This is a genomic window from Amycolatopsis mediterranei (assembly GCF_026017845.1).
Classification (GTDB): domain Bacteria; phylum Actinomycetota; class Actinomycetes; order Mycobacteriales; family Pseudonocardiaceae; genus Amycolatopsis; species Amycolatopsis mediterranei.
The window spans coordinates 2,258,279-2,283,485 of sequence record NZ_CP100416.1 but is presented as its reverse complement, the minus strand read 5'-3'; the positions used below and the strand labels follow the sequence as shown (position 1 = coordinate 2,283,485).

The window sequence follows — 25,207 nt, the reverse complement described above, 5'->3', positions numbered from 1 at the left end:
TTACGACGGTCCGCTCAGCCGATCCCCGCCAGGAACCGGTGCGCGGCCTGGACCGCCGGTTTGGACGACCCGGCGTCGGTCAGGAGCACGGCGAACGCGAGGTCGCCGCGGTAGCCGACGAACCACCCGTGTGAGTGAGAGCCGTCGCCGAACTGGGCGGTGCCGGTCTTGCCCGCGACGTCGGGAATGTCCCGCAGCCCGGTCGCGGTGCCCGCCGTGACGACTTCCCGCATCATCCCGCGCAGCGCGTCGAGGACCTCCTGCGACGGCGGATCGCCGACGTTCTTCGTGGCCGCCGGCATGCCCTTGACGATCGACGGCGACGGCACCTTCCCGGCCTGCACGGTGGCCGCGACCAGCGCCATGCCGAACGGGCTGGCCAGCACCCGGCCCTGGCCGAAGCCGTTTTCCGCCCGCTGGACGGCGGAGTCGCTGGCCGGGACATCACCGGTGACCGTGGTCAGGCCGGGGACGACGAAGTCGGCGCCGAGGCCGAGGGAGCGCGCGGTGTCGGTGAGCGACGAGCCGGCGAGACCGGCGGCGAGCCGGGCGAACGTCGTGTTGCAGGACCGCGCGAACGCCGTCTTCAGCGGCACCCGGCCCAGGTCGAACCGGCCTTCGTTCGGCACGACGCGGTTTTCGATCGTCGTCGTCCCGGGGCAGTCGACCGGGCTGCCCGCCTCCACCTCCCCCGCCGACAGCGCGGCCGCCGCCGTGACGATCTTGAACGTCGAACCCGGCGGGTAGCGCCCGGACAGGGCCAGCGAGCCTTCCTCGTCGGCGGCGGCGTTCTGCGCCACGGCGAGGATGTCCCCGCTCGAGGGCTGGATCGCGACCAGCGCGGCGGAGTACGGCTCGGTGGCGAGCGCCTTCTCGGCGGCGGCCTGGATCTTCGCGCTGAGCGTGCTGGTGACAGCGGGCGCCGGCTGCGGCGGCTCGGCCTTGAGCTCGGCGGCCTCGCCGCCGGTGACGTCGCGGGTGACGATCCGCCAGCCCGCCGCCCCGGCCAGCTGCTGTTCGACCAGCGCGCGGATGGCGGGCAGGACCTGCTGCCCCGACCCGTGGGTCACCGGCAGCAGCCGCTCCTGGCTGGCGAAGCGGACGCCGGGCAGGTCGTAGATCGCCGGCTTGACGCGCTGGTAGTCGCCGGCGCGCAGGGTGATCACCGGGTAGGCGTCACCGGGCTTGGTCTTGCTCATCCCGTCCAGCACGGACCGGCCGGTGACCGAGGGCTCGTACCGGTGCAGCGCCTTGGCCAGCGTCCCGGCGACGGCACTCGCGTTGCCGGCCTTCTGCGGATCGACGACCACGCCGATCACCGTCTGCGGGCGCATCAGCGGCACGCCGTCGCGGTCGAGGACCGGGGCCGTTTCCGGCAGCTGCGGCAGCATGCCGAGGGTCTGCCCGACGGCCAGCTGGGGATGCACGACCGTCGGCTGCCAGTGCACCTGCCAGCCGTTCTCGGCCGCCCGCAGCTGGGCGTCGGCGCGGTAGGACCAGGTGCGCCCGTGCGGCAGGTGCCAGGTGAGCCGGTAGCCGGCGGTCACGACTTCGCCGTCCGGCTGTTTCACCTCTTCGTCGTCGACGTCGAGGGCCTCGGGGTCGAGCACGCCGCGGACCTGGCTCAGGACGGTCTTCGCGGCTTCGGGTGAGTCGGTGTTCGCCGCCGCGCCGGCGACGTCCCCGGACGCGACGGCGTCCAGGAAGGCGGAGAGGGCGTCTTCGGGACTGTCGCCCGAGCACCCGGCCGTGGTCGCGGCGACGAGCAGCAGCACCGCGAGGGCACGGTTTCGACGTGCACTCATGGCCGGATGATGCCTGGTCAGAGCGTTGCGGCGGCTTCGAAACACCGCCACGGAAGAGTGGTTAGAACAGCACCGTCGCGTACTGGCCGACCTGCTCGAACCCGATCTTGCGGTAGGCCGCGAGGGCGGGGGTGTTGAAGGCGTTGACGTAGAGGCTGGCGGTGCGGCCGAGGCCGCGGACGAGCCGGTTCACGACCGCGGCGGTGCCGGCGGTGCCGAGCCCGCTGCCCCGGCGGTCGGGGTGCACCCAGACACCCTGGATCTGCCCGACGGTGGCCGACATGGCGCCGATCTCGGCCTTGAAGACGACTTCGCCGTCCTCGAAACGGGCGAAGGCGCGGCCGGCACCGATCAGCTCGGTGACCCGGGCGCGGTAGCTGGCGCCGCCGTCACCGCTGCGCGGATCGACACCGACCTCCTCGATGAACATGGAGACGGCCGCGGGCAGGTAACGCTCGAGCTCGTCCGGCCGGACGGGCCGGACCAGCGGATCGGCGGCGACGAGCGGCGTGGCGTCCAGCGCCATCAGCGGCTGGTCGCCCCGGACCTCGCGGGCCGGGCCCCACTCGCCTTCGAGCTCGTCCCACAGGCCGAGGACCTGCTCGGCCGGGCCGACGAGCGAGGAGCAGGTGCGTTGCCTTCTCAGCGCGCGGTCGGCGAAGGAGCGCAACGCGGGCGCGTTGCCGCGCAGCGGGATGAGGTTGGGCCCGGAAAAGCACAGCCCTTGGAGCCGCCCGGCCCGGACCGGACGGCTGTCGGCAGCCCAGAGCTCACCACCGAGCCGCCACGGGTCGAGGCCCGCGGCTTCGACCCGGGCGCTGACCATGCAGCTGCCCACGGGGTCGGCGGCCAGCGCGGCTCGGACCGCCGGATAGTCCCGGTCATCGAGCAGCCGGGCACCTGCAAGCCGCAACACGGGCTCCAGGGTGCCAGATTCGACTGCTGAACGGAACGCAAGCCTCCCGACACGGTGAGATGAACACCCGTGACCGGGCATTCCGGGCAGTATCGGAAGCATGCAGCGTTATACGTACAAGGTCGTCGAGGTCCGCGAGAAGCTGCTCGGCGGCAAGATGTCGGGCGACAAGCTGGAGAAACTGCTGAACGACCACGCCGAGGACGGGTGGCAGCTCAAGGCCATCACCTCGGCGGAGGTGAAGGGCCGGGTCGGGCCGGGTGGGGTGGACGGGTTGCTGGTGACGTTCGAGCGGCCGGTGCAGTAGCGGGGGCGGGGCAGCCGGGGGTGGCCCCGCCGCCGGGCGGCCCGGGTGGATCGAGCCAGCGATCCGCACTCCGGGCCCGGCAAGCCGCCCCCTTGCACCAGCGCGAGCCGCACCCCTACCCGGCAAGCCGAGCAGCCGCGGCTGCGGCCGTGGCTGCGGCTGCGGCCGTGGCTGCGGCTGCGGCCGTGGCCGCGGCTGATCGGCCGGCGAGCCGACGTCACTCCGGCGGCTCGAGCGACCCGGTCAAGCCGCGCCGCGGTAGGTGCCGAGGGTCCAGGCGTTGCCCTCCGGGTCGCGCAGGCTGAACGTGTGCGAGCCGTACTCGGTGTCCGTCAGCTCCGCCGTTATCTGCGCTCCCGCGGCCTGTACCCGTGCGTACACCTCGTCCACCCGGTCCGACACCACGTACACCGCGGCCGTTCCCGGCTTCATCGCGTCGTGGATTCCGTCCGGTGGGTGGACGCTGCCCAGCATCACCGCGCCGCCCTCGGGCCAGCGCAGCTCGGCGTGCGCGATCAGCTCTCCCTCGGGCACCACCAGCGCCTCGGTGAAGCCGAGGACGTCGACGAGGAAGCGGACCGCGGCCGGGGCGTCGTCGTAGCGGAGGGCGGGCCAGACGTTCGGTTCAGGAGTCATGCCTTCAGCTTCGCGCCACCTCCGCCTCCTGGTCTTGGAGGAACGGGAGCTCCTCGGCGATCCACGTCCCCGGCGTGCACCCCGCCAGCGCGCGCCACTCGTTCGTCAGGTGCGCCTGGTCGTAGAACCCGCACTCCGCCGCCAGCGCCGCCAGGTCCGTCCGCCCGCGCCGCAGCAGGCGCCCGGCCCGCTCGAACCGCAGCACCCGCGCCGCCTGCTTCGGCGCCAGCCCCAGCTCCGTGCGGAAGCGCTCGCCCAGGTGGCGACGGCTCCAGCCGACCTCGTCCGCCAGGTCCGCGACGCGCACCCGCCCGTCCGCACCGCGCAGCCGGCGCCACGCCTCCCCCAGCTCGGGCGGCGGCACCACCGGCTCGACGGCCCGGGCGGCCAGGACGTCATCCAGCAGCGCGAACCGCTCGCGCCAGGTCGACAGCGAGCGCAGCTGCTCCGGCAACCAGCCGAGACCGAAGTCGGCGAGGTCGGCCACCTCGCCGCTCAGCTCGGCCGCCGTCACCCCGAACAGCGTCCGCACCCCCAGCGGGTCGAGCTCCAGCTGCACCCCCTCCTGCACGCGGTCTTGCCGGATCAGCACCGCGCGCGTGTGCAGCCCGCCGACCAGCGCCTGCAGGCTCTGCCCCGCCATCCGCACCGGCCCGGCGAGGCTGATGACGAGCGTCACATGCCGGGAGGGCAGCCCGCGGTGGACGGCCAGCGTGACCTCGTCCTGCGCGTACCCGACATAGCGCGTGACCAGGGGCCGCACCACCGGGTGCGGCTCGTGAATGGCCCAGGTCACGCTCACGAATGCGAGCGTAATCGTCACCACCGACATTTTTCGGGGCTCGGGTGGCGGAGCCCCCGACCTGGGACGAAGCCCTAGGTGTCACTGCCAGTTCCGCGTCTGCTAACACGGACAGTGCGTCCCCACCGCGGAAGGAAATCCCCCGATGACGATCCAGGAGCAGGCGCAGCAGCTGGAGCTGCTCGCCGACCAGGTGCCGACCGGCATCGCGCTCGCCACGAAGAGCGACCTCGAAGACCTCCAGGCCCAGGTGCTCGGCCTGCTCGGGGAGACGTCTTCCGCGACCTCGATCCAGGGCGCCATCCAGCTCGCGTCCCAGCAGATCGACGAGGTCGCGGCCGCGCTCGAGAACGTCCGCCTGCAGATCCGCGACGCCGCCCAGCACCACCTACAAGGCTGATCCGTAGCACGAGCGGACGGCGGGCCGGCCCGTGTAGTTCGGGCCGGCCCGGTCGTCCGCGCCGAGGTAGCGGAAGGGCAGCGAGCCGGCGAAGGGGCCGTCCCGCCGGATCCGGTGTGCTCGCGAGTCGTACGTGAAACCCGCTTCGCGCAGCGCGCGCAGCACCCGGCGCGCCCCGCCCGGCGCCTCGATTCCCGCGACGTCGAAGTTCGCCACGAACACGCCGCCGTCGCCCAGCCAGGACGCCGCCCGCCGCAGCGCGCCCAGCTTGTCGCCGACGTAGTGGAGGCCGTGCACGCAGGTGACGAGGTCGAACCGGCCCGCGGGCTGCCACGCCGTGATCGACGCCGTCTCGAACCGCACGGGCCCGGCCGCGGCGAAGTACCCGACGAGGTCGACGCCCGTGACGTCCAGATCCGGCCGGGCCTCGGCCGCGTCCAGGAGCGCGCGCCCGCTGCCGCAGCAGAGATCGAGCCAGCGCGCACCGGACGGCAAGCTCAGGATGTCGAAGCCGAGGACGCGCGAATAGCCGTCGCGGCCGGCCAACCGGCGCTCGCGGTTCATCGCGCGGTTGGCCACCACGGACGACGCCTCGAGAGCGTCGTCCGTCAACAGCGCTGTGACAACCGGGGCTTCGCCCCGAGCCGGGGGCTTCGCCACCCGGACCCGCCGAAAAGCCTCAGCCAGCGGTGACCACCGGCGCGCCCTCACCCAAGGACTCGCCCGCCTCTTCGGCGATGCGCATGGCCTCTTCGATGAGCGTCTCGACGATCGCGTGCTCCGGCACGGTCTTGATGACCTCGCCCTTGACGAAGATCTGGCCCTTGCCGTTGCCCGACGCCACACCCAGGTCGGCCTCGCGGGCCTCACCCGGGCCGTTCACGACGCAGCCCATGACGGCGACGCGCAGCGGGATCTCCATGCCCTCGAGCCCGGCCGTGACCTGCTCGGCCAGCGTGTAGACGTCCACCTGCGCGCGCCCGCACGACGGGCACGACACGATTTCCAGCTTGCGCTGCTTGAGGTTCAGCGACTGCAGGATCTGGATGCCGACCTTGACCTCTTCGACCGGCGGCGCGGACAGCGAGACGCGGATCGTGTCGCCGATGCCCTGGCGCAGCAGCGCGCCGAACGCGACGGCCGACTTGATCGTGCCCTGGAACGCCGGCCCGGCCTCGGTGACGCCGAGGTGCAGCGGGTAGTCGCACTGCTCGGCGAGCAGCTCGTAGGCGCGCACCATGACCACCGGGTCGTTGTGCTTCACCGAGATCTTGATGTCGTGGAAGTCGTGCTCGGCGAACAGCGACGCCTCCCACAGCGCCGACTCGGCCAGCGCCTCCGGCGTCGCCTTGCCGTACTTGTCCATGATCCGCTTGTCGAGCGAACCCGCGTTGACGCCGATCCGGATCGGCGTGCCGTGGTCCTTCGCGGCCTGCGCGATCTCCTTGACCTGGTCGTCGAACTTCCGGATGTTGCCCGGGTTCACGCGCACGGCGGCGCAGCCGGCCTCGATCGCCGCGAAGACGTACTTGGGCTGGAAGTGGATGTCGGCGATCACCGGGATCTGCGACTTCTTCGCGATCGCCGGCAGCGCCTCGGCGTCGTCGGCCGACGGGCACGCCACGCGGACGATGTCGCAGCCCGCGGCGGTCAGCTCGGCGATCTGCTGCAGGGTGGCGTTGACGTCGGAGGTGAGGGTCGTCGTCATCGACTGGACGGAGATCGGGTGGTCGCTGCCGACGCCGACCGAACCCACCTGGAGCTGGCGAGTCTTGCGGCGCTCGGACAGGACGGGCGGGGGCAGGGCGGGCATACCGAGTGCGACGGTCACGGCTTCCAGCGTACCCACCCCTACTGGGCCACCTTCACCATGTCAACCGTGACGGTGAGCAACGTTACGGCGGGGTGAGCGGCCCGCGGAGGGCCGTCACCCCGCCGGGGAACTCACGGGCTGAGCCGGATGGGGTTGACGATGTCGGCCGTCACCGTGAGCAGCGTCACCGCCCCGCCGAGCAGCACGAGCACCATCGTGATCCCGGAGAGCCTCGTGTAGTCGACGGGACCCCCGGCCGCCTTGCCCCGCCGGGCGCGGAGCCAGTCGCGGACGCGCTCGTACCAGACCACCGCGATGTGCCCGCCGTCCAGCGGCAGCAGCGGCAGCAGGTTGAACACGCCGATGAAGAAGTTCAGGCTGGCCAGCAGGAGGAAGAACAGCACCCAGATGCCGCGTTCGACCGCTTCGCCGCCGATCCGGCTCGCGCCGACGACGCTGACCGGGGTGTTCGCGTCGCGCACGCCGCCGAAGATCGCGGTCACCACGGCGGGGATGCGCTGGGGGAACTGGACGAGCCGCTGCGCCGTCTCGGCGAACATCGAGCCGGTGAAGCGGAACGTGGCGCCGACCGCGGCGACCGGGCCGTACTGGACGGTCAGCGAATCCTGCTTGGGCGAGACGCCGACCATGCCGACTTCCTTGACGTCCTTGCCGTTCCAGCGCGGCACCTTCGGCACGTCGACGACGAGCCACAGCTGCTGGTTGCCGCGCTGCACCTCGAACACCGTCCGGCCGCTGGTGGCCTGCACGGCGGTGAGCATCTCGTCCCAGGTCGCGACCGGCTTGCCGCCGACGGCGAGCACCCGGTCGCCGCGCCGCAGCCCCGCCGTGGCCGCCGGGGTCAGCGCGTCCTGCGGGCAGGGGGCGTTGACCTGGGCCTCGGCCTGCGCCTTCGACGTGGCCGGGCGGGCGCAGGAGGTCGAGTCCACCACCGGGGCGGGGGGAGCGGCGTTGGGGTTCGGCAGGCCCATGGTCACGGCCATCAGATAGAGGACCACGAAGCCCAGGATGAAGTGGGTGATCGACCCGGCCGACATCACGACGGTGCGCTTCCAGGTCTTGAACCGCCACATCGCGCGCGGCGCCTCGTCCGGGGTGACCTCGTCGAGCGCGGTCATGCCGGCGATGTCGCAGAAGCCGCCCAGCGGGATCCACTTCAGGCCGTACTCGGTCTCGCCGCGGCGCCAGGAGAACACCGTGGGGCCGAAGCCCACGAAGTACCGGCGGACCTTCATGCCGAAGGCCTTCGCGGTGACCATGTGGCCGGCCTCATGCAGTGCGACTGAGACGCAGATCCCCAGCGCGAAGAGCACCACACCGATGATGTAGGCGAGCACCCGCTACTTCCCCTCGATGATCGAACCGGCCCGCGCACGAGCCCACCGCTCGGCCGCGAGAACGTCCTCGACGTCGCGTGGTTCGCGACGCCATTCGTCGGCGGCTCCCACCACCTCGGAAACAGTGTCCACTATCGACGTGAAGCTGGTGTTCTGCGCCAGGAAAGCGGACACGAGCTCCTCGTTCGCGGCGTTGTAGACGGCGGGCAGGCAGCCGCCCGCGGTGCCGCAGTGCCGGGCCAGCTCGACGGCCGGGAAGGCCTCGTCGTCCAGCGGCTCGAACGTCCAGGTCGCGGCCTGGTCCCAGGTGCACGCGGGGGCGGCGTCGGGGACCCGGTCGGGCCAGTGCAGCGCAAGCGCGATGGGCAGCCGCATGTCGGGCGGGCTGGCCTGGGCGATCGTCGAGCCGTCGGCGAAGGTCACCATCGAGTGCACGATCGACTGCGGGTGCACGGTGACGTCGATCTTCGCGGGCTCGACGTCGAACAGCAGCGCCGCCTCGATCAGCTCCAGGCCCTTGTTGACCAGGGTGGCGGAGTTGATCGTGATGAGCGGGCCCATCGACCAGGTCGGGTGCGCCATCGCCTGCTCGACGGTGACGCCGGCCAGCTCCGCGCGCTTGCGGCCGCGGAACGGGCCGCCGGAGGCGGTGAGGACGAGCCGGGCGACCTCGCTGCGGTGCCCGGCGCGCAGGGCCTGGGCGATGGCGGAGTGCTCGGAGTCGACGGGCACGAGCTGCCCGGGCTTGGCCGCGGCGAGCACCAGCGGCCCGCCGGCGATCAGGGACTCCTTGTTGGCCAGCGCGAGGGTGGCGCCGGTGGCGAGCGCTTTGAGGGTCGGCTCGAGGCCGCGGGAGCCCGGGAGCGCGTTGAGCACGGTGTCGACCTTGACCGCGTCGATCAGCTCGGTGACGGCGTCGGAGCCCGCGAAGAGCCGCGGGAGCTTGAACTCGCCCCGGGCGTACCCGCGCTGCTGCGCTTCGGCGTACAGCGCGAGCTGGACGTCTTCGGCGGCCGTGGCCCTCGTCACGGCGACGGCCTCGACGCCGTGGGCGATCGCCTGCGCGGCGAGCGCGGCCGGATCGGCGCCGCCCGCGGCGATCCCGGCCACCCGGAACAGGTGCGGGTTGCGCGCGGCGACGTCGAGGGCCTGCACGCCGATGGACCCGGTCGAGCCGAGCACGAGAACGCTTCGCGAGGTAGTCATCGCCGGTCATTGTCGCGCGGGGCGTCTCCGCGGCGCACCCGGAGGTGTGGGATCATCGGCGGGTCCGAGGTTCACGGGGTTTGAGGAGTTCATCGTGGCAGGCAAGGCGGTCGAGAAGAGGCGGCCCGAGGTCGACCCGCGCGACGAGCCGTCCGCGGCCTGGGGCTGGCACGGCTCGTTCCCGAAGGCCACCCGCATCGCCGGCTGGGTCAGCGCGATCATCCTGCTGGTGATGATCAAGGGCAACCACGAGAACAACACCGAGAACGTGTGGCTGGTCGGCTTGGCGCTGTTCCTCGTCCTGCTGCTGGTGCTGGACATCCGCAAGCAGCGCACGGCCTGGCGCAAGTAGTTCGTCATTCGCTAACGTCCCCGGCATGAAGCTGCGCTGGGGACTGGCTCTGCTCGCTGTTCTGGGTGCCTTGGTGGTGCCTGCCGCTCCGGCGTCGGCTTCGGTGCCGTTGGTCCGGTGCACGTTCACCCCGACACCGTCGAACCCGGCGGCGCGCCCGGTGGTGCGCCCGTTGCCGGTGGCGTCGACCCGCGGGACCGTGGACGTCACGTTCCGGTTCAACTACGGGCCGGTGACCGTGCGGCTGGACCGCGCGGGGGCGGCTCCGTGCGCGGTGCACAACCTGGTTTCGCTGGTTCTGCAGCGGTTCTACGACCGGTCCCAGTGCTGGCGGTTGTCGAATTCCGCTCGCCTCGGTGTCCTTCAGTGCGGGGACATCTACGAGGTCGAGAAGGGCGGACCGGGGTACAAGTTCCCGGACGAGGTTTCGGGCGCCGAGACGTACCCGCGCGGGACGATCGCGATGGGGAACCAGGGGCCCGGGACGAACGGGTCGGAGTTCTTCATCGTGCACTCGTTCGCGCACATCCCGGCGAACTATTCGGTCATGGGGCGGGTGATCCGGGGGATGTCCGCGCTCGACCGGATGGTGGCCGACGGGATCATCCCGGCCGATCCGAACGGGCCGCTGGACGGGGCGCCGGCCCACCCGGTGAAGATCCAGCGCGCCACGGTCGGCTGGTAGCGACGGAAAAGCCGGGTGCCACCCGGCACCCGGCTTCCCTGCGTCACCTTCAGCGTTCGGTCGACGGCGCCACCAATTCGCTCGGCCCGCCGCTCGATTCCCCGGCGACGGCGGCCAGCTCTTCGCCCACCGACTCGCGATCCGCCGGGCGAGCGTCCTTCGTCAGCAACGACGCCACCGCGCCGATCAGGCACACGACGATCGCGAAGCCGAACGCCACCGCCAACCCCGACTGGAACGGGCCCGAGATCAGGTTCGGGAAGAAGCTGCGGCCCGTCAGGAACGAAGCCTGCTCCGGCGGCAGCGACGACAGCTGGCCGCCCAGGAGCTGCTGGATCGGGTTGTAGCCCAGGAAGGCCGCGAACAGCACCGCCACCGCCGGGAGGTTGGCGATCTGGGCCGCCGCGGCCGCCGGGACGCCGTGCTCGGTCAGGCCCTGGCTCATCGTCGACGGGAGGCTGCTCGACAGGCCCGCGATGATCAAGCTGAAGAAGAAGCCGATCGACAGGACCATCGCCGCGTTCTGGAAGGTCGTCATCATGCCCGCGCCGGAGCCCCGGGCGTCCGCCGGCAGGCTGTTCATCACCTCGGCGCGGTTGGGCGAGGAGAACATGCCCATACCGATGCCGTTGATCAGCAGGATCGCCGCGAACGCCCAGTAGTCGAAGTTCACCGGCAGGATGATCAGCAGCAGGAACGTGATCGCCGTGATGAGCAGGCCGGTCGAGGCGAGCAGGCGGCTGCCGATGCGGTCGGCGAGGATGCCCGACGTCGGCGCGGCCAGCAGGAAGCCGACCGTCATCGGCAGCATGTAGATGCCCGCCCACAGCGGCGTCTGCTCGAACGTGTAGCCGTGCTGCGGCAGCCAGATGCCCTGCAGCCAGATGATCAGGATGAACTGCAGCCCGCCGCGGCCGAGGGAGGCCGTCAGGTTCGCGACGTTGCCCCAGGTGAACGAGCGGATCCGGAACAGCGACAGGCGGAACAGCGGGTTGTCCACCTTCGACTCGATGATCACGAACGCCACCAGCACGGCGAACCCGCCGATCAGGCAGCTGAGCACGAACGGGCTGCCCCAGCCGGTCGGCGACGAGTCGTAGGGCTGGATGCCGTAGGTGATGCCGATCAGCACCGCGATCAGGCCGACGGCGAAGGTGATGTTGCCCCACCAGTCCATCCGCGCGTGCTTGCGGATGCCGGTGTCGTGCAGCTTGAGGTACGCCCAGATCGTGCCGATCACGCCGAACGGCACCGACACGAGGAAGATCAGGTTCCAGTCGATCGGCGCGAGCACCCCGCCCACGACCAGGCCGAGGAACGAGCCGGCGATGGCCGCGACACCGTTCATGCCGAGCGCGAGGCCGCGCTGGTTGGCCGGGAAGGCGTCGGTGAGGATCGCCGAGGAGTTCGCCATCAGGAAGGCACCGCCGACGCCCTGCACGATCCGCCAGCCGATCAGCCACAGCGCGGCGGCGTCACCGTCGAACCAGGTGACGGCCAGCATGATGGAGGAAACGGTGAAGACGGCGAAGCCGAGGTTGTACATCCGCGCCCGGCCGTACATGTCGCCGAGCCGCCCGAAGCTCACCACCAGCACCGCGGTGACCACGAGGAAGCCCATGATCATCCACAGCAGGTAGCTCGTGTTGGCCGGTTCCAGGGGGTTGATGCCGATGCCCTTGAAGATGTCGGGCAGCGCGATCAGCACGATCGAGGAGTTGATCGTGGCGATCAGCATGCCCAGCGTCGTGTTGGACAGCGCGATCCACTTGTACCGCGGCCCCAGTTCCGCGATCGAATACGTCCGGCGTTCCGCCACTGTGCAACCCTTCTGCTCGCAAAGTCCCTTAGCTAGGCTAAGCAACTTGCTTGCGTATGGCAACCAACAGCGGGAATTGCCGGGGAGAGCATGATCACAGCCGCTTGACTGTCCTTTGAGGACGCTTTACGCGGGGTGGTGGTGAACGGCTTCGGGCGCGCAGGGGTCGGGTGTGGACAAGTCGGGCATGCAGGGCCGGTCTGTGGACAACTCGGGGCGCACGGACGGGAACTGTCGGTGGCTCCCGGTAACGTTGAAACCGGGGGGTCCCCCGGGGCGTCGGCGTGTGTGCTGACAGTGGGTGGGGGCAGTGCGGAGGTAGGTCTCTCCGGCACCACCAGTGCGGGCGAAGATGCCGCGCCCGGTATTGCCGCGGATGGCTGTCAACAACTCGAGCGCGCAGAGCCGGTCTGTGGACAACTCGGGGCGCACGGACGGGAACTGTCGGTGGCTCCCGGTAACGTTGAAACCGGGGGTCCCCCTCACGGCGAGGGCCTGATCAGCCGCCCGAGCAGGGCCACGCCCTCGGCGATCTCCGTCGCCGTCCGGGCCGCGTACCCCAGCACCAGCCCCGGCCGTCCCGGGCGTTGCCGGTGCCAGGACAGCGGCTGCACCTTCACCCCCTCCGCCAGCGCGGCCGCCGCCACCGCGACGTCGTCCACCTCGGCGTCGAACGTCACCGTCAGGTGCAGGCCCGCCGCCGCGCCGTGGACCACCGCGCCCGGCAAATCGGCAGCGACCGCGCGGATCATCGCGTCGCGGCGGCGGCGGTGCCGGGCGCGGACCACCCGGAGCTGGCGCTCCAGCTCGCCGGTCTCCATCAAGCGCGCCAGGACCAGCTGGGCCAGCACCGGGTTGCCCAGGTCCGCGAACCGCTTCGCCGCCACGAGGTCGTCGCGGAAGCGCGGCGGCGCCAGCAGCCAGCCGACGCGCAGGGCCGGGGCCAGCAGCTTCGAAACGCTTCCCGTGTAACAAACCTCCGGCACCATCGACCGGACCGCCGGCACCGGTGCGCGGTCGTAGCGGTGCTCCGCGTCGTAGTCGTCCTCGACGACGATGCCGCCCTCGGCCACCCAGCGCATCAGCTCGCGGCGGCGCTCGCCGCCCAGCACCACGCCCATCGGGAACTGGTGGGCCGGGGTCAGCAACACGGCCGGAGCCGTCAACGAAGAAACCCGCAGCCCGTCCTCGTCCACCGGGACCGGCGGCGTCGCCAAACCGCAGTGGTGCAGGTGCTGGCGCGCGCCCAGCGAACTCGGGTCCTCCACCGCGATCGCGGACACACCGTGCTGCCGCAACACGTCGCCCACCAGCGTCAACGCCTGCGCCACCCCGGCCACCACGATGATCTCGCCGGGATCGGCGCGGATGCCGCGGTTGCGCGCCAGCCAGCGCGAAACCGCCAGCCGCATCGAAGGCGCGCCGCGTGGGTCGCCGTAGCCGAAGTGGGACGGCTCCAGCTCGTCCAGCACCGCCCGCTCGGCACGCAGCCACGCCGCGCGCGGGAACGCCGTCAGGTCCGGGACGCCGGGGGTGAGGTCGATCCGGGCCGGGGCCGCGCGGACCGCGTCGAAGACCTCCACCCCCGGCGACGCCGTGATGACCTCGGGAAAAGGCCGGTCCGGCGACGGGTCCGGCGGCAGCACGGGCGCGGCGACGACGACCGTGCCCGCGCGGCCGCGGCCCGCGGCGTGGCCGTCGTCGATCAGCCGCTGGTAGGCCTCGGTGACCACGCCCCGCGACACGCGCAGCTCGGCGGCCAGCACCCGGGACGCGGGCAGTCGGCCGCCGACCGGGAGCCGGCCGTCGGCGACCGCCGAACGCAGCTGCCCGGCGAGCCAGTCCGCCAGGCCTCCCGGCGGCGCCTCGCGGACGTCCAGCTGGAGGAAGTCCGACCCTATGGACCACTCGGAGCGCGCGGTTTTGGCTCTGTCCATCGAGCCATTGTCGCAGCACGCTGGGCTCATGGACACCGCTTACGTGCACGGGTACACCGACCCCGAGACCCGCCGCCTGGGCGACCAGGCCGACACCCTCGCCGAACTCCTGCACGCCGGAACGGCCTACCCCGCCGGGAGCCGGGTGCTGGAGGCCGGCTGCGGCGTCGGCGCCCAGACCGTCCACCTCGTGGCCCGCAGCCCGGGCGCGCACCTGACCGCGGTCGACGTCTCCGCCGCGTCCCTCGCCCAGGCACGAAAGCAAGTGCGCGGCGTCGACTTCCGCCAAGCCGACCTGTTCGACCTGGACGGCGAGTACGACCACGTCTTCGTCTGCTTCGTGCTGGAACACCTGACGGAGCCGGGGAAAGCCCTCGCGCACCTGAAGACCCTGCTGCGGCCGGGCGGCACGATCACCGTCATCGAAGGCGACCACGGTTCGGCGTTCTTCCACCCGCGCAGCGAGCACGCGCAGGCCGCGATCGACTGCCTGGTCCGGCTGCAGGCCGACGCCGGCGGCGACGGGCTCATCGGGCGGCGCCTCCACCCGCTGCTGACCGGCGCCGGGTTCGGCGACGTCACCGTGGAGCCGCGGACGGTCTACGTCGATGCGTCGCGCCCCGGGCTGGTCGCCGGGTTCACCCGCGACACCTTCACCGCGATGGTCGAAGGCGTCGGCGAGACCGCCGTCGCCCGCGGGCTGATCACACAGGACCGCTGGGACCACGGGGTCGCGGACCTGCACCGGACCGCCCGCGAAGACGGCACTTTCCACTACGCGTTCTTCAAGGCCACCGGGAGCCGGCCGTGATCGCCCGGCGCCCCCGGCCGCGCCTGGCGGGCAGCACCGACGTCGTCGACCGGGACCTCGAACGGCTCGAAAGCGACCTCGCCGCCCTCGATCCCGGTCACCTCGTGACGCACTCCAGGGCCGTCAAGTGGTTCCGGACCCGGATCGCGCCGGGCACGCATTCCCCGGCGTAGCAGGCCAGCGCGCGTTCCCAGTGCTCGCGCGCGGCCTCCGGGTCAGCTAGTCCACTGTGGACTTCACCGAGCCCGCAGTGGGCCCGGCCCTGTTCGGGACGGCAGCCGGTTTCCTTCGCCACGGCCAGGGCTTCGCGGTGGTACCGCAGCGCCTCCGAGGGGGCTCCGCGCGCGGCGGACAGGCTGCCCAGGCTGTTGAGCACGCGGGATTCGACGCCGCGGTCACCGCATTCGCGGGCCAGGCTCAGCGCCTCTTCGAGGTGCTGGGCCGCTTCCTCGGGCCGGCCCTCGGCCAGCCGGACATCGCCCAGGTGCTTCAGCGCGACGCTGCGATTCGGCGGGCTTCCCGTCTCCTGCGCGATTTCCAAGGCCCGCTCCAGGTGCGCCGCGGCTTCGGCGTACCGGCCCCGCGCGTGCTCGACGTCGCCGAGGATGCCCAGCGCGTACCCCTCGCTCACCCGGACGCCCATCGCCCGCAGGTGCGCCAGCCCCTCGTTCAGGACCCGGACCGCCTCGTCGTGCCGGCCCAGCGCCGACAGCGAGTCGCCCAGGTTGACCAGCGCGTAGCCCTCGCTCGTGCGGTCGGCGATGTCGCGCGCCAGTGCGAGCGCGTCTTCGAGGTGACCGATCGCTTCGCCGTACCGGCCGATGCCGCGGCAGGAACAGCCGAGCACCACCAGGACCAGGCCTTCGCTGGTGCGGTCGCCGGTCTTCCTGGCCAGCGCGAGCGCTTCGGTCGAGTACCGGATCCCCTCGGCGAACCGGCCCAGCGCACGGCAGACCAGGCCGAGGGTGTTGACGGCGTGGAGCTCGGTGCGCCAGTCCCCGGTCTCCCGGGCGAGGACGAGCGCTTCCTCCAGGTACCGCAGCGCCTCCGGCGACCGGCCCGTCCGCCAGTGGCCCACCGCGATCAGGATCAGCGGCTCGGCCTCGGCCACCCGGTCGCCGGCGTGGTGGGCCAGCGCCGACGCGTGCGTGTGCAGGACCAGCGCTTCCTCGTGGTAGCCGCCGACGTCGAGGTAGTGCCACAGGATCCCGGACAACAGCCGCAGGTGGTCCGGCCAGCCGTGCCGCGTCGCGTGCGCGGCGACCGCGAGGAGGTTGCGGCGCTCGGCCTCCAGCCATGCCTGCGCGTCGAGCACCTTGACGTCCGGGTCCGGCACGCGCGGCCGCAGGTGCCGTTCCTGCGGCAGGACGACGTCCATGGCCTGGCCGGCCGAGGAGACGTAGAAGTCGAACAGCCGCTCCTGCGCCTCGCGGCTTTCGGCGGGGTCGACGGCCGCGAGCTCGGCCGCGTAGACGCGCAGCAGGTCGTGCAGCTGGATGCGGTCGTCGCCGGTCTGCTGCGCGAGGTGGGCCCGCACCAGGGCGCCGGCCAGCCGCTCCGCCTCGAGCAGGGGCACCCCCGCGAGCGCGGCCAGCGCGGCCGGGGTCAGGTCGCGGCCCGGGTGCAGGCCGCAGAGCCGGAACACGCGGGCCGCGTCGGGCGCGAGGTTGCGGTAGGACCAGGAGAACACCGCGCGGATGGCGGTCAGCGGGTCGCCGCCGCCGTCGAGCAGGTCGAGGCGCCGCCGCTCGTCGGCCAGCTCCGCGGCCAGGGCGGCGAGCCGCTCCCCTTCCCGGCTCAACGCCAGTTCCGCGACCAGCCGCAGGGCCAGCGGCAGCCGGGCGGCGTACCCGATCAGCGCCGCGGCGGCCTCGGGTTCGTCGTCGACGCGCGGGCCGAGCAGCGCCCGGAGCAGGTCGCGGGCTTCGGCCTCGGTGAGCAGGTCGACGAGCACCCGCCGGGCGCCGTGGCGGGCGACCAGCCCGGGCAGCGCGTCCCGGCTGGTCACCAGCACCAGGCAGGTGGGCGAGCCGGGCAGCAGCGGGCGGACCTGCCCGACCGCGTTGGCGTTGTCCAGCACCAGCAGCATCCGCCGCCCGGTGAGCGCGGTGCGGAACTTCGCGGCGCGCTCGTCCGGCTCGGCGGGGATGTCCGCGCCCGGGACGCCGAGGGCGCGCAGGAACCCGGACAGCGCGTCGCCCGGGTCCACCGGCCGAACCGTGCCGTAGCCGTGCAGGTCGAGGTAGAGCTGGCCGTCCGGGAACTCCGCGGGCACGCGCTGCGCCCAGTGGACGGCGAGCGCGGTCTTGCCGACCCCACCGGTGCCGGAGAGGACGGCGATGCGCGCGCCGGTGTCGCCGTCGTCGCGCCGCAGCAGCGCGTCCAGCTCGGCCAGCTGCGCGGCCCGGCCGCGGAAGCCGGGGACGTCGGCGGGCAGCTGTGCCGGCACCCGGGCCGGCGGCTCCGGCGCGGCGAAGTCCTGCCGCAGCACCTGCCGCTGGGCCGCCCGCAGCTCGGGACCGGGTTCCAGGCCGAGCTCGCCGGCCAGCCGCCGGCGCACCTCGTCGAAGACGGCCAGTGCGGCGGCCTGGCGCCCGGACGCGGCGAGCGCCAGCACCAGCTTGGCGTGCGCCGACTCGTTCAGCGGCTCCTCGGCGGTCAGCACCCGCAGCTGCACCGCCGCGTCTTCGGGGTCGGCGACCGCGGCGTAGGCCAGCACCGCCTTGGCGCGCCGCATGGCCAGCGCGAGCCGGGCGGGGTGCTGGCGCAGCCGTTCGACGTCGGCGAGCGCCGGGCCGCGCCAGAGGTCCAGGGCCTCTTTCAACGCGTCCTTGGCGAGGAGGGCTTCGAAGCGCAGCAGGTCGAGCTCGTCCTCACCGACGGCCAGCCGGTAGCCGCCCTTGTCCGTGGCGATGAGGTCGGCGGGCCGCAGCGCCCGCCGCAGCCGCGCGACGTAGGTGTGGAGCAGCTCCAGGCACGACGGCGGCGGCTCGTCCCAGATGACGTCGACGAGGTCCTCGCGCCGGACGGTCCGGTTCGGCTGCAGGGCCAGCAGCGCCAGCAGCAGGCGCTGCTTCTCCGCGCCGATCTCCACGCCCTCGGTGCCGCGCGTCACCGTCAGCGGGCCGAGGACGCCGAGCCGCACGGGCTCCGGCGGGGCTTCGGCCAGCGCTTCCCGCAGCTTGCGGGCCGTCTCCGGCCGGGGCCGCCGGACGCTGCCGAGCTCGGCGTTGCGCACCGCGCGCAGGCTCACTCCCGCACGGTCGGCGAGCTGGGCCTGGGTGAGGCCGGCGAGGGCACGCCGGTCCCGCAGCCATCCGGCGAACGACAGGCCTTCGTCCACAGGCGTCCTCTCCTGCGTCCCCGAGCGGAACGTACCTCTCCAGCATCACGATCGTGCCGCCCGAGCTGTACCACCGATCGGCGAAGATAACCGTTTCCGCAGGTACGGACGGTGACGGCGGCGGGGAGGAGCAGTACAGGCGCTCGTCCACCACGCTTTCCTAGGCTTTCTCGCGTCCGGTGGTGACGAGGGGTTCGCGGAGCAGCCGTCGCATGGGGTACGACGGCTGCGTCCCGGACTCCTCAGACGCCGAAGCGCTTGAGCAGGGCCCGCACGGCGGCCGGGTCCTCGACGTGGGCGTTGTGCCCGAGCCCGGCGAGCGTGACGGCGTCGGGGTCGAGCGCCCGCAGCTGCTCCGGGCGGCTCATCGGGTCGTTCTCCCCCGCGGCGAGCACCACCGGGCAGCGCGCCCCGGCCAGCAGGGCCGGCATGTCCGGTGCGCCGAGGCCGAACGCGGCCGGGTCCATCGCGAGGCGCCAACCTCCCTCGGTCTCGCGAAGCCCGGCCGGATCGGTCGGCGCGATGCCGAGCAGCCCGGACACCTTCAGGTAGGCCTGCTCGGCGTCCGCCAGGGTCGCGAACACCCGCGGCGGCTTGGCCGCGAACGACGCCGCGCGGTTGAGGTCGTCCTGGCTCCACTCGACCTTCACGCCGAGGGCCAGCACGCCGGCGACCTCGACGTCGTAGCGGCCGGACGCCAGCTCCAGCGCGAGCACCCCGCCCAGCGAGTGCCCGGCGACGACCAGCGGCCCGCCGTCCGGCAGTGCTCGCGCGACCGCCTCCGCCAGCGTGGCGAAGCTGTAGTGCGGCAGCGGTGCGGACGGGCCGTGTCCGGGCAGGTCGGGCACGAGAACGCGCCGGTCGAGCTGGACGGCGAAGTGGTTCCAGACGGCGCCGGTCGCGCCGAGGCCGTGCAGGAGGAGGACGGCCGGTTCGCCCTTGCCGCCGGTGCGCATGTTGAGCGTGTCCATCCGCGCAGCCTCCCAAACTGTCGGTGACATCTGGGGCTTCGCCCCAGGTCGGGGGCTTCGCCACCCGAGCCCCCGAAAAAATTCTAGTGGCCGAGGCTAGGGTCGGCTGGTGACGATCACCGATCCGGACACCTATGTGCGCGGTGTCCCGTACGAGGAGCTGGCGCGGCTGCGGCGCGCCGGCCCGGTGGTGCGCGTCGACGACTTCTGGGCCGTGCTCGGCCACGCCGAGGTGCGGCGGGTGCTGCGCGAGCCCGGCGTGTTCTCCTCGCAGCTCGGCGGAACGCAGATCCGGGACGCGGCCGACCTCGCCTACGTGCGCCGGATGATGCTGAACATGGACCCGCCGGAGCACGGCAGGCTGCGCGGGCTGCTCACCAAGGCGTTCACCCCGCGCGCGATCGCGAAGCTGACTTCGCAGATCGAGAGCTGGGCGCGGGAGCTCGTCGCGGCGGTCGCCGATCGCGGGGAATGCGACTTCGCGCAGGTCGCCGCCGACCTGCCGCTGCGCACCCTGGCCGGGGTGTTCGGCGTGCCGGAGCAGGACCGGCGGCTGATGTACGACTGGAGCAACCGGGTGATCGGCTACCAGGACGCCGAGTACGCGGTGAGCGCGACGGTTTCCGTTGCCGAGGTGAGCGAGCTCGCCCGGGCCGCGCTCGCCGTCCGCCCGTCGCCGGGGCCGGACGGCTCGATGCCGGACCCGCGGACGCGCGCGGGCATGCCGGATCTCTACGCGTACGCGAACGCGCTCGGCGAGTACAAGCGCGAGCACCCGGGTGACGACGTGATGAGCAACCTGATGCGGCACGTCGGCGAAGACGGCGGCCGCGTGTCGCTCGCCGAGTTCGAGAACCTGTTCTGGCTGTTTTCCGTGGCGGGCAACGAAACCCTGCGCAACGGCCTGCCCGGCGGACTGCTCGCGCTGCTTTCCCACCCCGCGGAGTACCGGCGCCTGCTGGCCGACCGGTCGCTGCTGCCGTCGGCGGTCGAGGAGATGCTGCGCTGGTGGACGCCGGTCATGCACTTCCGGCGCACGGCGGTGTCCGACGTCCGGCTGTCCGATGTGGACATTTCCGCCGGGGACAAGGTGGTGGTCTGGTTCTCGTCGGCCAACCGGGATCCCGCGGTGTTTCCCGACCCGGACACCTTCGACATCGGCCGCACCCCGAACGACCACCTGACCTTCGGCCACGGCCCGCACTTCTGCCTCGGCGCGCACCTCGCGCGGGTGCAGCTGCGGGCCATGTTCGACGCGGTGCTCGACCGGCTCGGGTTCGTGGAGCTCGCCGGCGAGCCGGTGCGGCTGCGGTCGAACTTCCAGAACGGCCTCAAGTCGCTGCCGATCCGGTGGGCCCGCTGATGGAGATCCGGGAGCTGCGGGCGTTCGTCGCGGTCGTCGAGGCGGGCGCGATGTCGAAGGCGGCCCGGCAGCTGCACGTGAGCCAGCCGGCGCTGTCCCAGACGATCACCGCGCTCGAACGGCGGCTCGGCGTCCGGCTGCTGGTGCGCACGAGCACCGGCGTGCAGGTCACCGACGCCGGGACGACACTGCTCGCCGAGGCCCGGGCCGTGCTCGCGCGCCTCGACCAGGCGCTCGCCGCGATGGCCCGGCACACCGCGGCCGGCGGCGGCGTGCTGCGCGTCGGCGTGCCCCTGGAACTGCCGCCCGACCTGCTGCCCTCGGCGCTCGCGCGGCTGCCGGACACGCGGGTGCAGGCCCGGCACCTGTCGTCGGTGGCCCAGGTGGCCGCGCTGCGGGCCGGCGAGCTGGACGTCGGGCTGGTCCGCCAGCGCCCGGCCGGGCCCGACCTGGACGCGGCGCTCGTGGTCACCGAGGACGTCGGCGTCCTGCTGGCCACGGACCTGGCGGAGAAGCTGGGCTCGCCGGTCCGGCTGGAGGACCTGGCCGGCCTGGAGTGGTTCGCCTTCCCGCGCGCGGGCAGCCCGGCCTGGTACGACGAGCTGGCCGCGATCCTGCGCAGCCACGGCCTCGACGTCGGGCCGGAGGTGCCGGAGGAGCAGCGGCTGATCGTCGAGCTCAAGATCCCGGCGGTCAGCGCGGGCGGGGCGTACGCGTTCGCCCCGCCCGAGTGGCCGTACCCGCTGCCGGACACCGTGCGCTGGGTGCCGCTGGCCGGGAACCCGATCGTCCGGCGGACCTGGGCCGTGTGGCCGGCGACGTCGCGGCGCCGGGACGTCGCCGAGTTCGTCGCGGCGCTGGAAGACCATCGGCGGAACGGATCGGGGGCATAAGGAGGGCCGAAGGCGCACCCGGAAGGGATTTGCGGGCGGTCTCGCTTGAACTCTGGGACCGGGGACACACCCCGGCTTCGAAGGAGCTGAGCATGACTGCAGTGACATCCGGGGCTTCGCCCCGGGCCGGGGGCTCCGCCACCCGGACCCCCGAAGGAGCTGCAAAACTGTCCGGGTCGACGGCCCTGGTGACCGGTGGGACGAGCGGGATCGGCCGCGCGACGGCGATCGCGCTGGCCGGGCTCGGCGCGCACGTGGTGCTGTCCGGCCGGGACGCCGGGCGCGGCGCCGAGGCCGTCGAGACCATCCGCGCGGCGGGCGGCAAGGCCGACTTCGTCGCGGCGGACCTCAAGGACGCCGCGTCGGCGCGTGCCCTCGCCGCCCGGGCGCGAGAGGTCGGTGGGCCGATCGACGTGCTGGTCAACAACGCCGGCGTGTTCCCGACCGGACCGACTTCGGGCTTCCCGGAGGCGGACTTCGACGCGGTCTTCACGACGAACGTGAAGGTGCCGTTCTACCTCGTCGCCGAGCTGGCGCCGGAAATGGCCGCGCGCGGCCGCGGCGCGATCGTCAACGTGTCCACGATCGTCGCGTCAGCAGGCATGGCGGGAATGGCGCCCTACGGCGCGTCGAAGGCGGCGATCGAGCTGATGACGAAGGCGTGGGCGGCGGAATTCGGTCCGTCGGGCGTGCGGGTCAACGCGGTCAGCCCCGGCCCCACCCGCACGGAGGGCACGGCGTCGTTCGGCGACGGCCTGGACGAGCTGGCGGCGGCCGGCCCGGCCGGCCGGGTGGCGGCCCCGGAGGAGATCGCGGCGGCGATCGCCTTCCTGGCGGCGGGCGACGCGAGCTTCGTCCACGGCGCGGTGCTCCCGGTGGACGGTGGCCGGCTGGCGGTGTGAGCCCTCGCGGGACGGCGTCAGCGCAGGAAGGTGACGCCGTCCCGCGGCCGCTCGTCCACCGTCAGCGAGAACACGTCCGGCCGCGCGTAGTGCCCCGACACGTCGAGGCTCTTCCGGGCCGCGACGATCTCGTCGAGGTCGATCTCCGCCGTGATCAGGCCCTCCGCCTCCCAGCTTGCGGTGCTTGGCCACCAGCCCCAGTTCCGGGTCGAGGAAGACGGCCGTGCTGTACAGGGTCGAGCCGTCGCGCTCGATGACGCCGACGACCAGGCTTGCGCCCGTCCGCGCCGCGAGCCCGGCCAGCTCGGTCACCTCGAGACCGGGCACCGTCACCGCGGCGTGGAAGTACTCGACGAACGGCGTCCGGCCCGGGTATCCGCCGAGCACCGCCTCCGGCAGCACCACCAGGTCGGCGCCCCGGATCTCGTCCTCGAACGCGAGGATCCGCTCCAGGGAACCCCGGTCGCGAGCTGCAGCGCGGCGACGACCGTCATCCGCGCGCCGGCCACGGGACCACGGCCGACGTCCGCCGCTGGTAGTCCGCGTATTCCGGGTACCGGGACTTCGTGATGCTCTCGGTGAACCGCGTCGAGCCGACGAACAGCAGCGTGAGCAAGACCGCGCCGGCGACCGTCCACTGCAGACCGCCGGCCACGACGCCGAACGCGGCGACCGCCCACCACTGCGCCTGCTCGAAGAAGAAGTTCGGGTGCCGCGAGTAGCGGAACAGCCCGGCCTGCAGGAACCGCGTCGACGCGCGGCCCGCGTGCTTCTCGCGGTGGAACTGCCACTGCTGCTGGTCGGCGACCGTCTCGCCGACGAGGAAGGCGGCGAACACCACCGCGACGACGACGTCCGCCGCCCCGAAGCCGCCGGGGTGTTCCAGCGCGGTCAACGCGGGGAGCGTGATCAGCAGCAGGATCACGTTCTGGTACAGCGAGATGAAGAAGAAGTTGAACAGCTGGAACTGCCACGGCGCCATCCGCTCGCGCAGCACCGCCCACCGGTAGTCCTCGCCGCCGGGCGCGTACCCGCCCTTGCGGGCGAAGTTGAACGTCAGCCGGGCGCCCCACAGCGCGACCAGCGCGAACATCACGTCGAGCCGGGTGTCGGCGAACCCGGCGGCGCCCGCGAAGATCCCCACGTAGGCCACCGGGACGATCGACCAGATCCGGTCGACCCAGGAATACTCCCTGGTCAGCACCGACACCAGCCAGGTACCGAGCGTCACCCCGGCGAAGACGTACAGGCACACCCGCAGCGCGTCCATGTGCTCACCTTAGGACCTAGGATCGGCGCCGTGCCGTACTCCTTCCTCAGCCACCTCGAGTGTTCCCGGACCGGCGAACGCCTGGACGCCGACGTCGTCCAGGGCCTCTCCCCGGCGGGCGCGCCGCTGCTCGCGCGCTACGACCTCGACGGCGTCCGCGAAACCGTGACGCCGAAGGAGATCGCCGGGCGCGAGCCGACGCTGTGGCGCTACCACGAGGTGCTGCCGGTGCGCTCGGCCGAGCACGTCGTCAGCCTCGGCGAAGGCATGACGCCGTTGCTGCGGCTGCCGCGCTACGGCCGCGAGCTGGGGCTGTCGCGCCTGTGGATGAAGGACGAAGGCCTGATCCCGACCGGCACGTTCAAGGCCAGGGGCGCCGCGGTCGGCGTCTCCCGGGCGGCCGAACTGGGCGTGCGCGGGATCGCGATGCCGACGAACGGCAACGCCGGCGCGGCCTGGGCGTTGTACGCGGCGCGCGCGGGGCTGTCGAGCCTGGTCGCGATGCCGGCCGACGCCCCGGCGATCACCATGCGCGAGTGCGTCGCCGCCGGTGCCGAGCTGTACCGGGTGGACGGTCTCATCGGCGACGCGGGCAAGCTCGTCGCCGGGGCGGTTTCGCGGCGTCCCGGAGTGCGGGACGTTTCGACGCTGAAAGAGCCGTACCGCATCGAGGGCAAGAAGACGATGGGGTACGAGATCGCCGAGCAGTTCGGCTGGCGGCTGCCCGACGTCATCCTCTACCCCACCGGCGGCGGCGTCGGCATCATCGGGATCTACAAGGCCCTGCTGGAGATGCGGGAGCTGGGCTGGGTTTCCGGTCCGCTGCCCCGGCTCGTCGCTGTCCAGGCCACCGGGTGCGCACCGATCGTCTCGGCGTTTACGCGCGGCGAGCGGGAAAGCACGCCGTTCCCGGACGCCCGGACGGTCGCCTTCGGCATCACCGTGCCCAAGGCGCTGGGCGACTTCCTCGTGCTCGACGCCGTGTACGCGACCGGCGGCACCGCGATCGCCGTCACCGACGACGAACTGCTTGCGGCCCAACGGGAACTGGCCGCACGGGAAGGCACTTTCGTCTGCCCGGAGGGCGGCGCGTGCTTCGCCGCGCTGCGGCACCTTCGCGAGTCCGGGTGGCTCGAGGGCGACGAAGACGTCGTCGTGCTCAACACCGGCGCCGGGATCAAGTACCCGGAGACGGTGCCGCTGGACGTCCCACTGCCGGCCAAGGGTGACGCGATTCCTTAAAGGACCGAGCGCACCGTTTCGGGGTCGCGCGCGACGACCGCCGTGCCGTCGTCGGCGGTGATGATCGGCCGCTGGATCAGCTTCGGGTGCCCGGCCAGTGCGTCGATCCACTTCGGCCGGTCTTCGGGCCGGCGACCCCAGGACTTGAGGCCGAGTTCCTTCGCGACGGGCTCGGCGGTGCGCGTGATGTCCCACGGTTCGAGGCCGAGGCGCTCCAGGACGGCTTCGAGCTCGGCCGCCGTCGGCGGGTCCTCGAGGTAGCGGCGCACGGTGTACTCCGCGCCGGCCTCGTCGAGCATCGACACCGCGGACCGGCACTTCGAGCACGCCGGGTTGATCCAGATCTCCACGGCGGCAGCTTACCGCCCTGGTTTTG

The 25,207-nt window shown here is 72.6% G+C and carries 23 protein-coding genes and 1 pseudogene; 9 read left to right on the top strand and 15 right to left on the bottom strand.

The window, feature by feature from the left end; all coding sequences use genetic code 11:
• Positions 1–14 precede the first annotated feature (14 nt).
• Entirely contained in the window at positions 15–1,805 is a 1,791-nt protein-coding gene (locus tag ISP_RS10895; RefSeq protein WP_034284244.1) for a penicillin-binding transpeptidase domain-containing protein, read from the bottom strand.
• A 61-nt stretch (positions 1,806–1,866) separates the two neighbouring features.
• Positions 1,867–2,721 (bottom strand): GNAT family N-acetyltransferase, encoded by an 855-nt coding sequence (locus ISP_RS10890; RefSeq protein ID WP_014466751.1) that lies wholly within the window; start codon positions 2,719–2,721, stop codon positions 1,867–1,869.
• Between the two features lie 100 nt (positions 2,722–2,821).
• On the opposite strand from ISP_RS10890, the gene ISP_RS10885 reads away from it, so the two are divergent.
• Positions 2,822–3,028 (top strand): DUF4177 domain-containing protein, encoded by a 207-nt coding sequence (locus tag ISP_RS10885; protein WP_013223931.1) that lies wholly within the window; start codon positions 2,822–2,824, stop codon positions 3,026–3,028.
• Between the two features lie 243 nt (positions 3,029–3,271).
• On the opposite strand, the gene ISP_RS10880 is transcribed toward ISP_RS10885, so the two are convergent.
• Both ISP_RS10880 and ISP_RS10875 read right to left on the bottom strand, forming a co-directional pair.
• The gene (locus ISP_RS10880) at positions 3,272–3,664 is read right to left on the bottom strand and encodes a VOC family protein (protein ID WP_013223930.1); all 393 of its coding nucleotides are present in this window, start codon (positions 3,662–3,664) and stop codon (positions 3,272–3,274) included.
• A gap of 4 nt (positions 3,665–3,668) precedes the next feature.
• Complete coding sequence (locus ISP_RS10875; RefSeq protein ID WP_013223929.1) at positions 3,669–4,496, bottom strand: helix-turn-helix domain-containing protein; 828 nt, start codon at positions 4,494–4,496, stop codon at positions 3,669–3,671.
• Positions 4,497–4,611: 115 nt separating this feature from the next.
• Here ISP_RS10875 and ISP_RS10870 point away from each other — a divergent pair, with 115 nt between their 5' ends.
• Positions 4,612–4,866: a hypothetical protein gene (locus ISP_RS10870; protein WP_013223928.1), complete on the top strand. Its 255-nt coding sequence runs from the start codon at positions 4,612–4,614 to the stop codon at positions 4,864–4,866.
• Here ISP_RS10870 and ISP_RS10865 read toward each other — a convergent pair.
• The 4 genes from ISP_RS10865 to dxr form a co-directional block, all read right to left on the bottom strand.
• Positions 4,855–5,478, bottom strand: coding sequence for a class I SAM-dependent methyltransferase (locus ISP_RS10865; RefSeq protein WP_013223927.1), 624 nt, complete (start codon positions 5,476–5,478; stop codon positions 4,855–4,857). The genes ISP_RS10870 and ISP_RS10865 overlap by 12 nt on opposite strands.
• Positions 5,479–5,545: 67 nt before the next feature.
• The gene (gene ispG, locus ISP_RS10860; protein WP_034284254.1) at positions 5,546–6,697 is read right to left on the bottom strand and encodes a flavodoxin-dependent (E)-4-hydroxy-3-methylbut-2-enyl-diphosphate synthase; all 1,152 of its coding nucleotides are present in this window, start codon (positions 6,695–6,697) and stop codon (positions 5,546–5,548) included.
• 113 nt (positions 6,698–6,810) lie between these two features.
• Positions 6,811–8,037 (bottom strand): M50 family metallopeptidase, encoded by a 1,227-nt coding sequence (locus ISP_RS10855; protein WP_014466749.1) that lies wholly within the window; start codon positions 8,035–8,037, stop codon positions 6,811–6,813.
• A 3-nt stretch (positions 8,038–8,040) separates the two neighbouring features.
• The gene (gene dxr, locus ISP_RS10850) at positions 8,041–9,243 is read right to left on the bottom strand and encodes a 1-deoxy-D-xylulose-5-phosphate reductoisomerase (RefSeq protein ID WP_034284246.1); all 1,203 of its coding nucleotides are present in this window, start codon (positions 9,241–9,243) and stop codon (positions 8,041–8,043) included.
• Between the two features lie 94 nt (positions 9,244–9,337).
• On the opposite strand from dxr, the gene ISP_RS10845 reads away from it, so the two are divergent.
• A complete protein-coding gene (locus tag ISP_RS10845; protein ID WP_013223923.1) occupies positions 9,338–9,595 on the top strand; it encodes a DUF2631 domain-containing protein in 258 nt (85 codons plus the stop codon).
• 25 nt (positions 9,596–9,620) lie between these two features.
• The gene (locus ISP_RS10840) at positions 9,621–10,280 is read left to right on the top strand and encodes a peptidylprolyl isomerase (protein WP_013223922.1); all 660 of its coding nucleotides are present in this window, start codon (positions 9,621–9,623) and stop codon (positions 10,278–10,280) included.
• 49 nt (positions 10,281–10,329) lie between these two features.
• Here ISP_RS10840 and ISP_RS10835 read toward each other — a convergent pair whose 3' ends face one another.
• Positions 10,330–12,099: an MFS transporter gene (locus tag ISP_RS10835; RefSeq protein WP_013223921.1), complete on the bottom strand. Its 1,770-nt coding sequence runs from the start codon at positions 12,097–12,099 to the stop codon at positions 10,330–10,332.
• A 482-nt stretch (positions 12,100–12,581) separates the two neighbouring features.
• Complete coding sequence (pdxR, locus tag ISP_RS10830) at positions 12,582–14,036, bottom strand: MocR-like pyridoxine biosynthesis transcription factor PdxR (protein WP_013223920.1); 1,455 nt, start codon at positions 14,034–14,036, stop codon at positions 12,582–12,584.
• 28 nt (positions 14,037–14,064) lie between these two features.
• On the opposite strand from pdxR, the gene ISP_RS10825 reads away from it, so the two are divergent.
• Complete coding sequence (locus ISP_RS10825) at positions 14,065–14,847, top strand: L-histidine N(alpha)-methyltransferase (RefSeq protein WP_013223919.1); 783 nt, start codon at positions 14,065–14,067, stop codon at positions 14,845–14,847.
• A 97-nt stretch (positions 14,848–14,944) separates the two neighbouring features.
• Here ISP_RS10825 and ISP_RS10820 read toward each other — a convergent pair whose 3' ends face one another.
• Positions 14,945–18,190 (bottom strand): tetratricopeptide repeat protein, encoded by a 3,246-nt coding sequence (locus ISP_RS10820; protein WP_013223918.1) that lies wholly within the window; start codon positions 18,188–18,190, stop codon positions 14,945–14,947.
• 242 nt (positions 18,191–18,432) lie between these two features.
• A complete protein-coding gene (locus tag ISP_RS10815; RefSeq protein ID WP_013223917.1) occupies positions 18,433–19,161 on the bottom strand; it encodes an alpha/beta fold hydrolase in 729 nt (242 codons plus the stop codon).
• Positions 19,162–19,270: 109 nt separating this feature from the next.
• Here ISP_RS10815 and ISP_RS10810 point away from each other — a divergent pair, with 109 nt between their 5' ends.
• The 3 genes from ISP_RS10810 (at position 19,271) to ISP_RS10800 (ending at position 22,319) form a co-directional block, all read left to right on the top strand.
• A complete protein-coding gene (locus ISP_RS10810) occupies positions 19,271–20,524 on the top strand; it encodes a cytochrome P450 (protein WP_013223916.1) in 1,254 nt (417 codons plus the stop codon).
• Positions 20,524–21,417, top strand: a complete 894-nt coding sequence (locus ISP_RS10805) for a LysR family transcriptional regulator (protein ID WP_034284256.1) — start codon at positions 20,524–20,526, stop codon at positions 21,415–21,417. Before ISP_RS10810 ends, ISP_RS10805 begins: the two co-directional genes overlap by 1 nt.
• A gap of 92 nt (positions 21,418–21,509) precedes the next feature.
• The gene (locus ISP_RS10800) at positions 21,510–22,319 is read left to right on the top strand and encodes an SDR family NAD(P)-dependent oxidoreductase (protein ID WP_176742184.1); all 810 of its coding nucleotides are present in this window, start codon (positions 21,510–21,512) and stop codon (positions 22,317–22,319) included.
• 231 nt (positions 22,320–22,550) lie between these two features.
• On the opposite strand, the pseudogene ISP_RS10795 reads toward ISP_RS10800, so the two are convergent.
• Positions 22,551–22,706, bottom strand: a pseudogene (locus ISP_RS10795) (carbon-nitrogen hydrolase family protein); the annotation flags it as partial.
• Positions 22,707–22,809: 103 nt separating this feature from the next.
• A complete protein-coding gene (locus ISP_RS10790; protein ID WP_013223913.1) occupies positions 22,810–23,589 on the bottom strand; it encodes a DUF1295 domain-containing protein in 780 nt (259 codons plus the stop codon).
• A gap of 30 nt (positions 23,590–23,619) precedes the next feature.
• Here ISP_RS10790 and ISP_RS10785 point away from each other — a divergent pair, with 30 nt between their 5' ends.
• Positions 23,620–24,831: a threonine synthase gene (locus ISP_RS10785; protein WP_013223912.1), complete on the top strand. Its 1,212-nt coding sequence runs from the start codon at positions 23,620–23,622 to the stop codon at positions 24,829–24,831.
• Here ISP_RS10785 and ISP_RS10780 read toward each other — a convergent pair.
• On the bottom strand, positions 24,828–25,181 hold the full coding sequence (locus tag ISP_RS10780) for an arsenate reductase family protein (RefSeq protein WP_013223911.1): 354 nt from the start codon (positions 25,179–25,181) through the stop codon (positions 24,828–24,830). The genes ISP_RS10785 and ISP_RS10780 overlap by 4 nt on opposite strands.
• Between the last annotated feature and the right edge of the window lie 26 nt (positions 25,182–25,207).

Coding starts and splice junctions, on each gene's coding strand:
- ISP_RS10895 (WP_034284244.1), bottom strand. CDS start 1,805: ATGAGTGCACGTCGAAACCGTGCCCTCGCGGTGCTGCTGCTCGTCGCC.
- ISP_RS10885 (WP_013223931.1), top strand. CDS start 2,822: ATGCAGCGTTATACGTACAAGGTCGTCGAGGTCCGCGAGAAGCTGCTC.
- ISP_RS10880 (WP_013223930.1), bottom strand. CDS start 3,664: ATGACTCCTGAACCGAACGTCTGGCCCGCCCTCCGCTACGACGACGCC.
- ISP_RS10875 (WP_013223929.1), bottom strand. CDS start 4,496: ATGTCGGTGGTGACGATTACGCTCGCATTCGTGAGCGTGACCTGGGCC.
- ISP_RS10870 (WP_013223928.1), top strand. CDS start 4,612: ATGACGATCCAGGAGCAGGCGCAGCAGCTGGAGCTGCTCGCCGACCAG.
- dxr (WP_034284246.1), bottom strand. CDS start 9,243: ATGACTACCTCGCGAAGCGTTCTCGTGCTCGGCTCGACCGGGTCCATC.
- ISP_RS10840 (WP_013223922.1), top strand. CDS start 9,621: ATGAAGCTGCGCTGGGGACTGGCTCTGCTCGCTGTTCTGGGTGCCTTG.
- pdxR (WP_013223920.1), bottom strand. CDS start 14,036: ATGGACAGAGCCAAAACCGCGCGCTCCGAGTGGTCCATAGGGTCGGAC.
- ISP_RS10825 (WP_013223919.1), top strand. CDS start 14,065: ATGGACACCGCTTACGTGCACGGGTACACCGACCCCGAGACCCGCCGC.
- ISP_RS10815 (WP_013223917.1), bottom strand. CDS start 19,161: ATGGACACGCTCAACATGCGCACCGGCGGCAAGGGCGAACCGGCCGTC.
- ISP_RS10805 (WP_034284256.1), top strand. CDS start 20,524: ATGGAGATCCGGGAGCTGCGGGCGTTCGTCGCGGTCGTCGAGGCGGGC.
- ISP_RS10800 (WP_176742184.1), top strand. CDS start 21,510: ATGACTGCAGTGACATCCGGGGCTTCGCCCCGGGCCGGGGGCTCCGCC.
- ISP_RS10790 (WP_013223913.1), bottom strand. CDS start 23,589: ATGGACGCGCTGCGGGTGTGCCTGTACGTCTTCGCCGGGGTGACGCTC.